Source organism: Gemmatimonadaceae bacterium (assembly GCA_020852815.1).
In the GTDB taxonomy this organism is placed as follows: Bacteria; Gemmatimonadota; Gemmatimonadetes; order Gemmatimonadales; family Gemmatimonadaceae; genus SCN-70-22.
In genome coordinates this window covers 166,416-180,276 of sequence record JADZAN010000010.1, presented here as the reverse complement: position 1 = coordinate 180,276, position 13,861 = coordinate 166,416, and the positions used below count along the sequence as shown (strand labels likewise).

13 protein-coding genes and 1 tRNA gene are annotated in these 13,861 nt (G+C 69.5%); all 14 read right to left on the bottom strand.

Features of this window, described 5'->3' with window-relative positions; translation table 11 throughout:
• Positions 1-2,058: a hypothetical protein gene (locus IT359_06120; protein ID MCC6928553.1), complete on the bottom strand. Its 2,058-nt coding sequence runs from the start codon at positions 2,056-2,058 to the stop codon at positions 1-3.
• Between the two features lie 3 nt (positions 2,059-2,061).
• On the bottom strand, positions 2,062-2,337 hold the full coding sequence (locus tag IT359_06115; protein MCC6928552.1) for a hypothetical protein: 276 nt from the start codon (positions 2,335-2,337) through the stop codon (positions 2,062-2,064).
• 14 nt (positions 2,338-2,351) lie between these two features.
• Positions 2,352-3,302, bottom strand: coding sequence for a 16S rRNA (cytosine(1402)-N(4))-methyltransferase RsmH (rsmH, locus tag IT359_06110; GenBank protein MCC6928551.1), 951 nt, complete (start codon positions 3,300-3,302; stop codon positions 2,352-2,354).
• A 239-nt stretch (positions 3,303-3,541) separates the two neighbouring features.
• The gene (locus IT359_06105; GenBank protein MCC6928550.1) at positions 3,542-5,260 is read right to left on the bottom strand and encodes a hypothetical protein; all 1,719 of its coding nucleotides are present in this window, start codon (positions 5,258-5,260) and stop codon (positions 3,542-3,544) included.
• Positions 5,261-5,327: 67 nt separating this feature from the next.
• Positions 5,328-5,401, bottom strand: a tRNA-Val gene (locus IT359_06100).
• Positions 5,402-5,418: 17 nt separating this feature from the next.
• Positions 5,419-5,589: a hypothetical protein gene (locus IT359_06095; protein MCC6928549.1), complete on the bottom strand. Its 171-nt coding sequence runs from the start codon at positions 5,587-5,589 to the stop codon at positions 5,419-5,421.
• Between the two features lie 64 nt (positions 5,590-5,653).
• Complete coding sequence (locus tag IT359_06090) at positions 5,654-6,619, bottom strand: hypothetical protein (protein ID MCC6928548.1); 966 nt, start codon at positions 6,617-6,619, stop codon at positions 5,654-5,656.
• Positions 6,620-6,681: 62 nt separating this feature from the next.
• Positions 6,682-7,584 carry a tetratricopeptide repeat protein gene (locus IT359_06085; GenBank protein ID MCC6928547.1) on the bottom strand — a complete coding sequence of 301 codons (903 nt, stop codon included), beginning with the start codon at positions 7,582-7,584 and terminating at the stop codon, positions 6,682-6,684.
• Positions 7,584-8,174 carry a chemotaxis protein CheW gene (locus IT359_06080; protein MCC6928546.1) on the bottom strand — a complete coding sequence of 197 codons (591 nt, stop codon included), beginning with the start codon at positions 8,172-8,174 and terminating at the stop codon, positions 7,584-7,586. The genes IT359_06085 and IT359_06080 overlap by 1 nt, the downstream gene beginning before the upstream one ends.
• Positions 8,171-8,707: a chemotaxis protein CheW gene (locus IT359_06075; GenBank protein MCC6928545.1), complete on the bottom strand. Its 537-nt coding sequence runs from the start codon at positions 8,705-8,707 to the stop codon at positions 8,171-8,173. The genes IT359_06080 and IT359_06075 overlap by 4 nt, the downstream gene beginning before the upstream one ends.
• A complete protein-coding gene (cheB, locus tag IT359_06070; protein MCC6928544.1) occupies positions 8,697-9,911 on the bottom strand; it encodes a chemotaxis-specific protein-glutamate methyltransferase CheB in 1,215 nt (404 codons plus the stop codon). The genes IT359_06075 and cheB overlap by 11 nt, the downstream gene beginning before the upstream one ends.
• Positions 9,892-10,410 carry a chemotaxis protein CheD gene (locus tag IT359_06065; GenBank protein MCC6928543.1) on the bottom strand — a complete coding sequence of 173 codons (519 nt, stop codon included), beginning with the start codon at positions 10,408-10,410 and terminating at the stop codon, positions 9,892-9,894. Before IT359_06065 ends, cheB begins: the two co-directional genes overlap by 20 nt.
• 12 nt (positions 10,411-10,422) lie before the next feature.
• On the bottom strand, positions 10,423-12,039 hold the full coding sequence (locus IT359_06060) for a tetratricopeptide repeat protein (protein MCC6928542.1): 1,617 nt from the start codon (positions 12,037-12,039) through the stop codon (positions 10,423-10,425).
• On the bottom strand, positions 12,039-13,859 hold the full coding sequence (locus IT359_06055; GenBank protein MCC6928541.1) for an ATP-binding protein: 1,821 nt from the start codon (positions 13,857-13,859) through the stop codon (positions 12,039-12,041). Before IT359_06055 ends, IT359_06060 begins: the two co-directional genes overlap by 1 nt.
• Between the last annotated feature and the right edge of the window lie 2 nt (positions 13,860-13,861).

The following is a 13,861-nucleotide window of genomic DNA, read 5'->3' as shown; positions in this document are numbered from 1 at the left end:
TCACGGGCGGGCGAGCCGGACGAGGGATCCGGTGCGCGCCGGGGCCCCGGGTGGGGGGGCGGTCACGCTCCCGCTCCCACCCGTCAGCTGCACGCGAAAGCCGGCGCGGTGCAGTTCGCGCACCGCCACGCGCAACGGGAGCCCCCGCACGTCGGGGATCGAGACGACGCGCGTGGGCCGGACCTGCTCCTTGAGCGGTCGCGAGATGTCGAAGCGCGTCGGCGCCCGGAGTTCGGGTTCGGGGGTGGTGTCCACGAGCGGGACGACCGGGAGCGGGGCGGCTGTTGCGGCTGACGAGTCGGCGGCGACCGCGCCGGCCGCCACCTGGCGCGCGGGGGACGCGTCAGCGGCGGCGGGCGCGTCCTCCGCCAGCTGCTGCGGCGCCACGTACGAGGGGCGACGCTGGGTGAAGTTCCCCCAGTCCAGCGACGCATTGCGCGCGGCGAGGGCGGCGGTGATCACCGCCTTGGTGACCGGGGCGGCCGTCTTGCCGCCGTAGTACGTCCCGCGGGGGTTGTCCAGCTTGACGAGCACGACGTATTGCGGCTTGCGGGCCGGAAAGAGCCCGACAAACGACGACGTGTAGGTCTGGACGCCCCCGCGCCCGTATCGCCCGCCAACGGTGCGGCGCGCCGTGCCCGACTTTCCCGCCAGGTCGAACGTCGCCAGCGACGCGTCCTGCGCCGTCCCGCTGTCGACGACGCTCTCCAGCATCGCCATCACGGTGCGCGTGGTCTTCTCGGAGTAGACGCGCCGCAGGTGCCGCGGCTGGTGCGTGTAGACGACCTTGCCGTCGGCGTCACGGATCTCCTTGACGAGCGCCGGCGCCATGAGCTCGCCGCCATTGGCAATGGCGCCGTAGGCCAGCGCCAGCTGCAACGCCGTCACGCTCACTTCGTAGCCAATGGCCAGCGAGTGGTGCGTGGGATTCGTCCACCGCCGCGGCTCCGTCAGCGTCCCGCCAGCCTCGCGCGGGAACGAGATCCCGGTCGGCGTCCCGAAGCCCAGGTCGCGATACAGCGTGTACAACTCCCCGTCCGTGAGCCGCTCGCTCAGCGTCGCAATCCCGACGTTGGACGAGTGCCGGATGACGTCGGCGACACTCATCGCCTTCGCCTTGTGGACGTCGGTGATCCGGCGTCCGTCCACTTCCCACACGCCATTGCGCGTGTTGATCATTTCGCCCGGTGATGCCTTTCCCGTCTGCACCAGCTTCCCTACCAGAAACGGCTTGAGCGTGGAGCCGGGCTCGAACGGCTCGACGATCGTGAGCGGGGAGAAGACGCGCTGACCGCGACGAAAGCTCGTCAGGCAGCGCAGCTCACCGGAATGCGGGTCGAGGATGACGATGTCGCCACCGTCGGCATCGAGGCGGCGCGTGGCGTCGGCGATGGCCTGGTCGCAGATGTCCTGCAGGACCTGGTTGATCGTCAGGCGCACCGTGTGCCCGGGGCGCGGCGGTTCGCTCAGCAGGTCGGGAGTGTTGAAACGACGTCCGTTGGCGGCGCGCAGCGTGCGCGCGGTTCCCGGCTGGCCGCGCAGGAGCGAGTCGAGGAGTTGCTCCAGCCCTTCCCCCTTGTTGGTAGCCGCGTCGTAGCGCCCCAGCAGCTGGCGCGACCCGTCGGACACGACGTAGACGCGCTCTCCCGCGGCGGCCGAACGGACGCCGGGCACCTTCACCAGCGCGCTGACCGTCGACGGCAGGAAACGCTCGCGCAGGTCGTACCACTTGCGCTGCTTGTCCAGCACGGGGCGCGCCTTGGCCGGCGAGACGCCAAGCTTCACAAGGGAGCGATACAGCCCCTTGCGATCCTTCATCACGTCGAGCGCAAAGCTGAGCGAGACCAACTCGCGGCTGCGGGCGAGCGTGGTCCCGGTGGCATCCTCGATCTCGCCGCGCGGGGCGGGAAGCGACGCCTCGGCGGTGTGCTGGCTCTCCGCGCGCTGCGCCCACTTGTCGTGCTCGAAGAGTTGCACCTGCGCCGCACGCGCCACCAGCGCCACGGCGAAGACGGCGAGGACGCCGTGCACGATGCGAAGGCGGGTCGGGACCTGCATGCGTCAGTTCCGCTCCCGCGGCGCGGGCATGGGAAGGTGGATGGTCTGGGAGTCGCTGGCGATGCGCAGCCCGAGACGCGCCTCGGCGATGGGCGCCAGCCGCGCGATCGAACTGCCGCTGCGAATGTCGTTCACCAGCTTGGCGCGATCGGCCTCGAGTTCCTTCACGCGCCCCTCCATCTGCCGCATCTCGAGCGCCTTCCCGTAGCCCAGTGTGCGTCGCCAGACCACCCCCACCATCACGAGAACGAAGGCGGAGAGCGCGATGGCGACTTGCACGCGACCCCGGCGGGCTACGCGGCGCTTGGCCATGCCGACTCCGTGCTGCGCTGGAAGGCGCGAAGGCGTGCGCTGCGCGCGCGCGCGTTGGACGCGATCTCATCGTCCGACGCCGTGATAGCGCGACGCGTGAGCAGGGTGCCCATCGCCACACCCCGGCAGGTGCACACCGGCTGCCGCGGCGGGCAGGTGCAGGCGGTGCTCCACTCGCGGAAGGCGTGCTTCACCAGGCGGTCCTCGCCCGAGTGGTAGGCGATGACGGCGAGTACGCCGCCAGGGGCAAGATGTTCGCGCAACAGCGGGAGCGCGCGCTCCAGCCCGGCGAGTTCATCGTTGATGGCGATGCGCACGGCCTGGAAGAGGCGCGCGAAGTCGGCCGGCCCCGAGGTTGCGCCGAGGGCGCCGCGAATGGCACCCACGAAGTCGTCCGACGTCTCAAAGGGACGGTTGGCGCGCCGACGCGCGACCTCGCGCGCCAGGCGCGGCGCACGGCGCTCGTCGCCATATTCGCGAAAGACCCACGCCAGTTCGCTCTCGGGCGCGGTGTTGAGAAAGTCGGCGGCGGTGTGCGTCGCGTCTTCGCCCATGCGCATGTCCAACGTCGCTCCCGGGCGAAAGGTGAAGCCGCGCCGCTCATCGTCCAACTGGTGCGACGACACGCCCAGGTCGAGCAGGATCCCATCGAAGCGGGAAGCGCTGAGCGCGGTGATCGACTCGAGATCGGCGTAGTTGGCCTGATACGCCTCGAACGTCCCGGCGCCCACAAAGCGCGACAGGCGAGACCGAGCCTCCCGGACGGCTTCCGGGTCGCGGTCGATGCCGGTCACGTGCGCGCCGCGCTCGAGCAGGGCCAACGCATGGCCGCCGCCTCCGAGCGTACCGTCGAGGACATGCCGTGCGTTGCCTAACAACTCAGCCACCTCGCGCGCGAGGACCGGCGCATGGTAGGCGCTCTCCCAGGTCATGCGGCCGATTGAAGGACGCGTCATACTAGCCGAGCCTTGAACGGTGCGTCAAGTGCTTGTGTCTAACGGAGTTATGCACATCGCGTGCATTGCTTCGCGACACGTCGCGAAGGCGCTCCAGTTGATTGCTCGCCCCCTTGCTCGCCGTCCCGACGCAAACGAGCGACGCCCGCCACCGGATCGGTAGCGGGCGTCTCGGACATCGGTGCCGGCACCCTGTGCCGACGCTCAACGCAGCTCTACTTGCAGAGCGTCTTCTTCTGGTTGTCGGCGTACGGCGTGAACTGCTGCAGCGCCTGCATGAGTTGTCCCGCCTGATCGGGGAAGGCCTTCGCCCCCGCCGGGATGAGCATGTTGGCGTTGGTCAGCGCGTCGGCCGCCTTGTTGGCGACTTCGCAGCTCTTGGCCTGCGCGTTGTTGGTCAGATACGTCTGCCCCAGCAGCAGGTTGATGACGCCCTGGAGGAACTTGGACGTGGGCGACGGCGCCACCTTGTCGGAGTAGGCGAGAATGTCGAGGATAGGCGCCGCAGCCTCCGGGACCTTCGGATTCTGCGCGTTCCATACCTTGTACATCTTGTTGCCCTGCGAAAGCGCCATGCCGCCGATGGTCTCCTTGGAATCGCCCGCGGCCTCAGCGGCCTTGAGCGCCATGACCATCGAGTCCGGCAGGTTCATGTCGGCGAAGGCCTGGGCAATCATCAGGTTCGCACCGGCGATCTTGGGATCGATTGCGACCGCCTTGCGAAGGGCAATGAGCGACTGCGACCCCTGCCCCGCCTGACGCGCCAGCTGTCCCTGCAGCATCCAGAGCCCGGCGTTGTTGGCGAACTTCGCGGTCCCGCGCCCGGCCGCTTCGGCCGCCTTGGCGGTATCGCCCGACAGGAGGTACGCCGACGCGAGACGCGTGAAGAAGTTCGTGTCGGCAACGGCGGTGTCGGCCTTGACCATCTCCTCACCGATCGCGACGGCCTGCTTGTACTCCTTGAGCGCGAGGTAGATGCGCCACTGGAGCCGGATGAGCGAGGGGTCGCCCGGGTTCTGCTTCACCGCCTCGTCGATGATGGGACGGGCAACTTCGGGCTTGCCGCTGGCGGCGATGATGTTGACGACCGTCTCGGTGAGGCGGGCGTTGGTCGGGTCGAGCGCGAGGAGCGTGGTGAGCGTCTTGATCTGCTGCTCATCCATCTTCTTCTCACCGTACGCATCCGAGACGAGCGCGAGGGCGCGCTTGTTCTGCGGATGCAGGCGGATGATGTCCTCGGAGAACTTGATGATCGAGTCGGCGCCCCACTTCTGCGAGTTGGCGATCTCGAGGAGGCAGACGCGGGCCATGACCGAGTTGGGGTAGTCCTTCATCCCCTTCTGGGCCGATGTGATGGCGTCGTTCCACTTGGACTGCCGCGCGTCGAGCGTGCACTTCTTGATCTCGTCGAGCGGCTTGCGGGCATCGTCGATGGCGCCCGAGACGCCCTTGGCGATGTCGCCAAGCTTGGCGCCCGCGACCTTGGGGAGCGGCTGGACCATGCCGTCACCGCGCACGAGGAGGAGGTAGCCCTCGAACTCGTAGCCGGCGCCCGTCTTGTTGACCGTTCCTTCGACGTACTCTTCGGCGCGAATGAGGTTCGCGAGCTGCTTCGCGTCGTTGGCGTTGAGCGGTTCCGTCTTGGAATAGCCGGACTGCTCGAGCGCGTTTTCGATGTCCGACTTCGGGATGATCCACAGGGTGCGCATCATGAAGTCGCCCCCCATGCGCTCGCGGAGCTGGTCGGCGATCTGCGCCCCCAGCGCGCGTTCATTGCTCCGAAGTACGGGGACCATGAAGCGCGGGCCAGGGGTCTGGCCGCGCTGCAACGTCTGCTGCTGGGCGCCGAGCTCCGAAACGGAGCCCTGAATCGCCAATCCAACCAGGATAGCCGCAACGAAGCGACCGTGGCGCTGCCGAGCCGACACTCTCATGTCCTCCAAGGGGTTATTCATTGCCTACACCACCCCGAAAACCAGGGTCCGTGGATACCTGCAGAAATGGGCGAAGAGGGACTCGAACCCCCGACATCCTGCGTGTAAGGCAGGCGCTCTAACCAACTGAGCTATTCGCCCGCCGACGGGTGTGCGCGTTACTTGAGGATTGCGATCGGCACCAGGACGCAGTAGCCGATCACCAGGAGAATCGGAGCGATCGTCTCGCCACCGCGCCACAGGTCCACAAATCCTGCAACGATGGCCGCGAGTGCAATGCCCCAAAACAAAAGTGGCCGCGAACGCGGCGCCGGGCTGGGTTGTGCCATAAGGCCGGAAGGATACGGACGCCCAAGTCCCAGTGTCAAGCGAATATCTACGCGGCGCTTACGCTTAATCGTCCTTCAATGTTGGTCCCTCCGACGAGGTCGGCGCCGCGTCGCGCAGGAGCAGTTCCAGCGCGCTTTCCCGCTCGCGACGCTCGGCCTCCTGGTCGGCGACGCGCATCGCCGCCAGCCGCGCCTTGTCCCTGCGCCGGCGAATCAGCCAGAACGGCCCGACGAAGAACACCACCAGGGTCGAGGCGATCATGACGTCGGCGGCCAGTGCCAGCACGCCGTAGCGCCGTCGCGTCTGCGCCCGGAACCGCTGCTCGAACTGCCCCTGCGTCATCCCGTAGGCGCGGCGCAGCGCCGGCTCGAACGCCCCTTCCTCCTTCCAATACTCAAGGAGGAGCGTGAGTCCGCGCTGCGGGTCCAGCGCCGCCAACTCCGCGACGGCGCGGTGCGCCAGCGCGTAGGCCGCATCGGCGCGGGACGGGCCGGCAAAGAAGCCCGAATCGAGCGCCTCGAGCGACGGCACGCCACGCCAAGCGAGCGCCACGTTGGTCGCGATCACCTGCTCCCGGTCCCACTCGCCCGCCGCATAAGACGCATACCCCTCGTCGAACCACCGCGGCGCCAGATCGCCCAGGTATTCATGCAGGGCGAGGTGCGCCAACTCGTGCCGCAGCGCCCGCAGCGGATCGCCGGCATCCGACGGGGCGGAACGCCCCTGCAGGATGATGCGCCGCTCGCCGGGGATGGCAAACGCCGCCCCCCATTCCGGCGCCCCCGGGCCTATCCATGACCGGAACGTCTCCCGGTCCGGCGCCACCTGGATGAGGAGGGGCGACTGGGGGCGCGGGAGACCGGGAAAGGTGTCGAACCGGATGGCTTCGTTCAGGAGCGACCGGGCGAGGGCGGCGTCCTGCGGGTAGGACTCGACGGTCACACGCCCGCGCTCGAGGCGATCGGGGGGCGATTGGGTCGCCGCGCTCCGGGCACAAACGGCGAGCGCGACGGCGATCAGGACGGCCATGACGCTCCAACCGCTACCGCCGCCCCGGCCAAGGCTCCCCGGGCGACCGGCGAATCGACGGACTACGCGGAGCGCGGCGGGACGCCGCCACCCTCCACGTGCTGCAACAGCTCGGCGCAGCGCTTCCCCCATGGATTGAACTTGTTCTGGCGCGCGCCGTCGCGCCACGCGCCGAGCGCCCCGTCGCGATCGCCGGCAAAGAAGATGGCGCGCCCCAGTTCGTAATAGGCCTCGATGAGGTTTGGGCCGAGGGCGATCGCCTTTCGCAGGAAGTTCTGCGCATCCTCGTACATCTCGCGCTCGAGGTAGAGGAGGCCGAGGTAGTAGTGGGCGTAGAGCGTGGCCTTGCGATCGTTGTCGAGCCGGATGGCCTTGGACAGGTGCTCGATCGCCTCGCCGAAGATCTTCTTCTTGAGGCAGATGTAGCCCACGTTGATGCGCGCGAGCGAGTTCTGCGGCTGGCGCATGAGGACCTTCTGGAAGTTGAGGAGTGCGTCGTCGTGCTTGTCCTGGAGCATCTGCGCCCACCCGAGCAGCGACTCGCCGTGCGGATCGTTGGGGGCGAGTTCCAGCGCGCGGGTGAGGGCCGCCTCGGCGCCGGCATGATCGCCTAACGACATCAGGCTCCACCCCTTCTCGAGGTAGGTGGAGGCGTTGAGGTGGTCGGCGCGCGTGGGAGCATCGGCCGCCGGCGGTTGAATCGTCTCGGTCGGCGGAGCCGGCGCGGCGCCGACGGCCGCCACCGCCTGTCCGTGTACCTCGTCGAGCGACTTCCACTGCTGCACGAGTCCCTTCACGTCTTCCTTGAGCGCGGCAAGGTCCGCCATCTCGCGCTCGATGGATTTGTAGAGCGCGATGATCTCAGCCTTGAGCGCGTCGCGGCGCCCCGGGGCGTCGGGGGCGAGGAGTGCGACGCGCAGCGACTCATGGTGTGCGCGCAGGGTGGCCAGGGACTCGTCAGGCATCACGACGGCGAGAGGGCTCGATCGGAGGGTTCGACCCGGTATCCGTCGAGCGCGCGATGCTCGTCGGGCGAAAGGAGCTTCGCGATGTCGAGGATGTAGACCACCTGTTGGTCGCGCCGCACCATGCCGGTGATGAACTCACCGGTGACGCCGCGCACGAGGGCCGGCGGCGGGGCAATGTCCGTCAGCTGTACCGCCCGCACATCGACGACGCGGTCCACGGCGGCGGCCACGACCTCCTGGCCTGACGACAGGAGGAGGAGTCGCCCCTGCGTTCCGCCCGCGGCCGGGTGCCGATGGGCGTCGCCGGCGTGCGCGGTGGCGGCATGCGCCGTGACAGGAGTGGAAGGCGCGGCACCGGGGAGCGCGAAACGCTGGCAGAGGTCGATGACGGGGACGAAGCGCCCGTGGTGCTCCAGCACGCCGTCCATCCACGTGGGCATGTTGGGAACGGGATGCACCCCTTCCCTGCGCAGGACGCGCTCGACGAAGGCGATGTCGGCCGCATACCACGCGTCACTCACACCAAAGGTGACAAGGCGTATCGTCGCCCCTGCGGCCGTCGACGCGGAACGCGTGCGCGCGGTCATCCCGCCACCTCCGGTGCGCGCTGCTGGCAATGCACGATGAGCGCGCGTGCATCGAGGATGGCGGTCAGGTCGCCGTCCTCTCCATTCCATGTCACCCCGATGAGGAGTTCATCGCCGGCATCGAACGGGGGAGGCTGGATGGTCGTGAGTTCGAGGGTGACCACATCGTCGATCGCATCGACGAGCAGGGCGATACGGCGCGCACCGCTTCGCATCACCAGCACCTGCGATGGCGCGTCGACGGCCGCGAGGGTGTCGCGCCGCACGCCGAGCACTCGTGCCGTGTCGAAGACGGGAATCGAGCGGTCGGCATGGCGCATGAGCCCAACGAGGATCGCCGCGCCGTTGACCGGCGTCATTTCGACATGCGGCTGGTCGACGGCCTCGTCGAGCGCGCGAACGTCGAAGGCGAACCGTTCATCCCCCAGGCGAAACGCCAACAGCTCCGCCGACCCGGTACGCGCCCGCACACGGTCGCGGAATCGCACGAAGGCGCTGAGCGAACTGGGCGAAAGTGCGGCGTCAGGCATCATCCTGGGAATTGACCGTTGCCGGGCGCCGCGCGTCACGCGCCTTCCTCGTGTCGGCATCGCCGCGCAAGCGCGGTGCGACGTCACCATGGCCCGGCGCGCTCGCCGGAATGCGTTCCACGTCACACCCGCGGCGCTGCAGCCCGGTCGCGATGGCGGCAGCGACCTCGCCGAGCGGTGCGATGTTATCGGCGCCGGCCAGCGCGAGCGCCGCGTGCGGCATGCCATACACGATGGAGGTCTGTTCGTCCTGCACGATGGCGAAGCCGCCGGCCTCGCGGAGGAGGCGCGTGCCTCGCGCGCCATCGTGTCCCATGCCGGTGAGGATCACGGCGATGGCGCGGGGGCCAAGGTGCTCCGCCGCCGTGCGGAGGAGCGGATCGGCAGCGGGGACGACGCCGTGGACGGGGGGGCCGGGGCGCACCGCCAGCCGCAACGTGCCCTGGCCGGGGTGCAGCGTCGTCTGCACGCCGCCAGGTGCAACGTAGACACGCCCGGCGGCCAACAGCTCCCCATCCACCGCCTCGGTGACGGGAACGCTCGCCAGGGCATCGAGGCGGCGGGCCAGGCTCTCCGTGAAACCGGGCGGCATGTGCTGGCAGATGACGACGGCCGCGTCACCGATGGCGAGCGAGGGCACGATCTCCGCCAGGGCGCGCGGCCCACCGGTGGACGAGGCGATGATGACGACGTGCGTAGCCGCTCGTACGGGGAGCGCGCTCAGCGCCGGCGGTGTGCGCACGCGCCCACCCGCCGCCGAGCGCGCGCGCGCCAGCACGGGGACCGAGCGATAGTGCGCCGAGACCGCGGTGCGGAGCGCACCGAGCAGTCGCTCGCGCAGGGTGACGAGGTCGAGGACATCGCCGCTCCCCGGCTTGCGCACGAAGTCCACCGCTCCCAGTTCGAGCGCGCGCATCGTCGTCTCGCCGCCGTCGCCCAGGGCGCTGAGCATCACGATCGGGCGTGGCGCCTCGCTCATGAGATAGCCGAGCGTCGCCAGGCCATCGAGCCCCGGCATCTGCACGTCGAGCGTGACCAGGTCGGGCTGGCGCTCGTGCACCATGGCCAGAGCGGCGTGGCCATCCCCTGCCTCCCCGATGACGACAAACTCCGGTGAGCTGTCGATGAGGTCGCGCACGACCTGCCGGATGAACGGCGAGTCGTCGACGACGAGCACCGTGCGCCGGCTAGAGAAGGCGTTCGCCATGTCGAATCGAGGTGACGCGGAGCTCGCCGGTGGCCACATCGAAGTAGACGCTGCGCCCGAAATCGCCGCCGGTATCTTCGGCAACAAGGGGAATGCCGGCCGCGGCCAGCGCACGGCGCGTCGCGTGCACGTTGCGCTCTCCCATGTTGATGCCGCCACCGTTGAGCAGCGCGGCGAACATCGACGCGCCGCCCACGATGCGCGCCTCGGCGGCATCGACCGTTGCGCCGGGTTCGGCGGCGCGCGCGAGGTCACGCATCAGCGTGAGCAGGTGCCCCACCGCGGTGGTGGCAAAGCGCGACGGCTTCCCGGGCGTTCGCGACAGCGCCTCGTGCGGAAGGAGCACGTGCGCCATCCCGCCCACGCGTGCCACGCGATCGTGCAGCACGATGGCGACGCATGAGCCCAGTCCCACGCTGGCCATCACGCCGCGCTCGCGGAGCACGGCGGCTTCGCCGACATTCACGTGAATGTCAGGAGCGGCGACGGGAGTGGTCACGATCGTCACGCGTCAGGCGAGCCGCTGCGCGGTCTCGAGGTTGGTGCGCGCCATGGGATTGTCGGGGGCCAGCGCGAGCGAGCGTTCCCAGCAGCGGATGGCCTCCTCGCGCTCGCGCCGGCGGAACCGGATGTTGCCGAGCTTGAGCCAGACGTCGCCGCCGAGGTCGGGGGCGGCGCGCACGGCGCGCATGTAGCAATCGAGCGCGTCGTCGTAGCGACCGGCGCGGTAGTGCAGGTCGCCGGCGTTCTTGTGCAGTTGCGGCAGCGACGCATCCTCGATCTGCCCGCGATCGGCGACGCTGGTCGCCTCGGCATGGCGCCCGCGGCGCTCCAGCACGGTGGCGAGGTTGTTGAGGAGAACGGCGGAATGCGGGTGGACGGTGACGCCCTCCTCGAGGACGGTGAGCGCACGATCGAGGTCGCCGAGGATGGCGGCGACCAGGCCGGCGTAGTGGAACCATGCCGCGGGGCGCTTGCGCGTTCCCCAAAGCGCGGCAGCATCACGCAACGCCTCGTCGGCGGCGGCGACGTCGTGGCGGCGCAGCGCCAGGACGGCCCCCGCCAGGCGCAACGTGGGGTCGTTCCCGAGGAGCTGCTCGGCGCGCGCCAGGGTGAGGCGGGCCTCGTCCAGTCGCCCGGAGCGCTCCAGCGCATAGGCAAGGTTGAGGTGCGTGGCCCCCTTGGCGGCGGGGCGAGCAGCCGCGGTGCGCAGCGTGCGCACCGCCTCCTCCAGGCGCCCCTGGCGCAGCGCGAGGAGGCCGAGGTAGAACTCGCCGTGCTCGTCGCCGGGGCGCAACTCGGCGACGCGCCGGAACTCGCGCATCGCCTCGTCGAGCATCCCCGTCTTGTAGAAGGCGACGCCGAGGTTGCGGTGCTCCGTGATGCGCGCCTCCTGGCTCACCGGCTCCGGGGCGCGCGTGCGCCCCACGCGATGCATGAAGCCGGCGGTGATGAGCCCGTAGAGCGCCTTCCCCACCTCGAACTCCCCCAACCCCGATTCGTCGATGAGCGCGGCCACGTCGCGCTGCCCGTCGATGCTGGGGACGAGCGACTCCTGTTCCGGCGTCAACTCCACCTTGCTGTCGAGCAGGTGCTGCCGATCGATGGAGAAGATGATGTCGAACGACGGGATCTTCTTCTCGATCAGCGACCACTCGTCGACCCGGCGCGCCCCCTCGAGGAGGAGCGACTCCGGGTTGATGGAAACGAGGATGTCCTGCGCGTCGGGGCGGATGTCGGCCTCGAACGAGAAGGTCCCCTGGTTCCAGGTGAAGAGGAAGTAGACCGCCTCCTCGATCTGGTGCTTGATGTACTGGTGCAACTCCTCGCGCGCGAGGACGCGCTGCGCGACGAGGATCTCGCCCAGCTTGCGCTCGGGCGACAGCGCCTGCACGGCGATGGCGGCCTCGAGGTCGGCGTGGGAGATGAGGCCGTCCTTGACGAGGATGTCGCCCAGGCGGTCGCGCCGGTTGACGATGGACGCATAGGAGATGCGCCCGCGGTCGAAATAGATGTTGCCGAAGGCGTTGCGATGCGTGACGCTGAGGCAGCCGCTCTTCTTCCCCATCGCGAGGAGTTGCAGGACGTCGGGGAGCGACGCTTCGCGGAGTGAGCCCCGGATGGCCATCAGCGCCACTCCTCGAGCACGCGCCCGTCAACCAGCGGCCATTCGGCCACGACCTTCTCGGCGTCGAGGAAGAAGGAATCCAGCGGCTGCGAGGCGCGCGCAAGTGCGTCGAAGTCGGGAAGGTGGTCGTCGCGTTCCTCGTCGCCCGCGGGCGACAGCGCGGCCTCGACCACGGCGTCGATCGTCGGGGCGGCCGCTTCGTCGCCGGCGTGCACTGGCGTGGTGCGTCCCCATCGATCGTCGCCGTCGACGGCCGCCATCTCCACGACCAGCCCTCCCTCGAAGCGCGAGCGCAGGCGCGACTGCAACCCCGGGATCTCTGCGGGCGGGCGATCGAGCGTGAGGATGAGCTGGCGCCCCGCCTGCTGCAAGACGTTGAAGAGGTGGAAGAACTCCTCCTGCGTGCGCTCCTTTCCGGCCAGGGCCTCGACGCCGTCGACGATGAGCACGTCGGCGGTGCGATAGCGGGCACGCCAGCGCTCGACCGTGCCCAGCTGCAACGCGTCGATGAGTTCCTCGATGTAGTCGTTTGCCTCGACGCAGGCCACCGAGCACCCCTGCTCGTCGCGGGAGCGGAGCGCATTGCCGATGGCGTGCGCGAGGTGCGTCTTCCCGGAGCCCGATCGTCCGTGGATGACGAGCGGGTTGTAGCGCGACCCCGGCGACTCGATCACCGCCGCCGCCGCCTGGATGGCCATGCGGTTGCGCGCCGTGCGCACGAGGTCGTGCAGGCGATAGCCCGCGCGCGGCGCCGGGAGCGGTTCGCGTTGCACGATGAGGCGCGCCACGACGTCCTCCGCCTCGGCCAGGCGCTCCGGGTCACGAAAGACCGGGAGGCCGGCCGCGGTTGGATCGAGACGGATGGCCTCGCCTTCCAGCGCGCGCAACCGCTCGACGTCGGCGGCGAACGTTGCCTCGAGCGCGTCGAGGTCCGGGGGATCCTGTCGCGCGAGTTCGCGCTCCAGGCGTCCGGTGAGGATCCCCTGGCCCGACCATCGCGCAATGCGTTCGCCGAGCGTCACGCGCCACGTCTCGACCGACTCGGCGACCGTGGCGGCGAGGTCGGTGAGGAAGTTCTCGAACTCGTCAGGCGGTGCCGACTCGGTGGTGCGCGCGTTCCCCAACACGTGCCACACCTCGGTGAGCCCGAGCGGCGCGTCGAGCAGCGCCTGGTGCGCGATGAGCCGGTTGAGTGCACCTTGCAGCTCGCGGACATTGTGCACGGGCGAGCGGGCCAGCTCCTCCAGGACGCCAGCGGCAAAGCGCACGTCGCGCTCGGCGCACTTGGCGCGGAGAATGGCCACCCGCGTTTCGTAGTCGGGGACACCGACGTCGACGAGGAGCCCGCCCGCCAGGCGCGAGACGAGTCGCTCATCCACGTCGGCGATGTCCGACGGCGCGCGGTCGCACGTCATCACGATCTGTCGCCCGCTTCCCTGCAGCGCGTTGAAGACGCGCAGCAGCTCGCTCTGCGTCTCCACGCGCCCCGTGAGGAACTGAACGTCGTCGAGCAGCAGGAGGCCGACGCCGGCATAGCGTCGCTTGAAGGCGTCGGCCTGCCCCGTGGCAATGGCCTGGTGCAGCTGCGCCACGAAGTCGTCGAGCGTGAGGTACTCGATGGCGAGCCCGGGATGCAGCTGGCGGGCGAGATGCCCAACGGCCCCCAGCAGGTGCGTCTTGCCGAGGCCGGACGAGCTGTAGATGAAGAGCGGGTTGTACGCCGCCCCCGGCGCCTCGGCCACGGCGCGCGCCGCCGACGCCGCCAGGCGATTGGCCGGCCCCACGACAAAGTTGTCGAAGCGGAAGCGTCCGTCGAGCATCG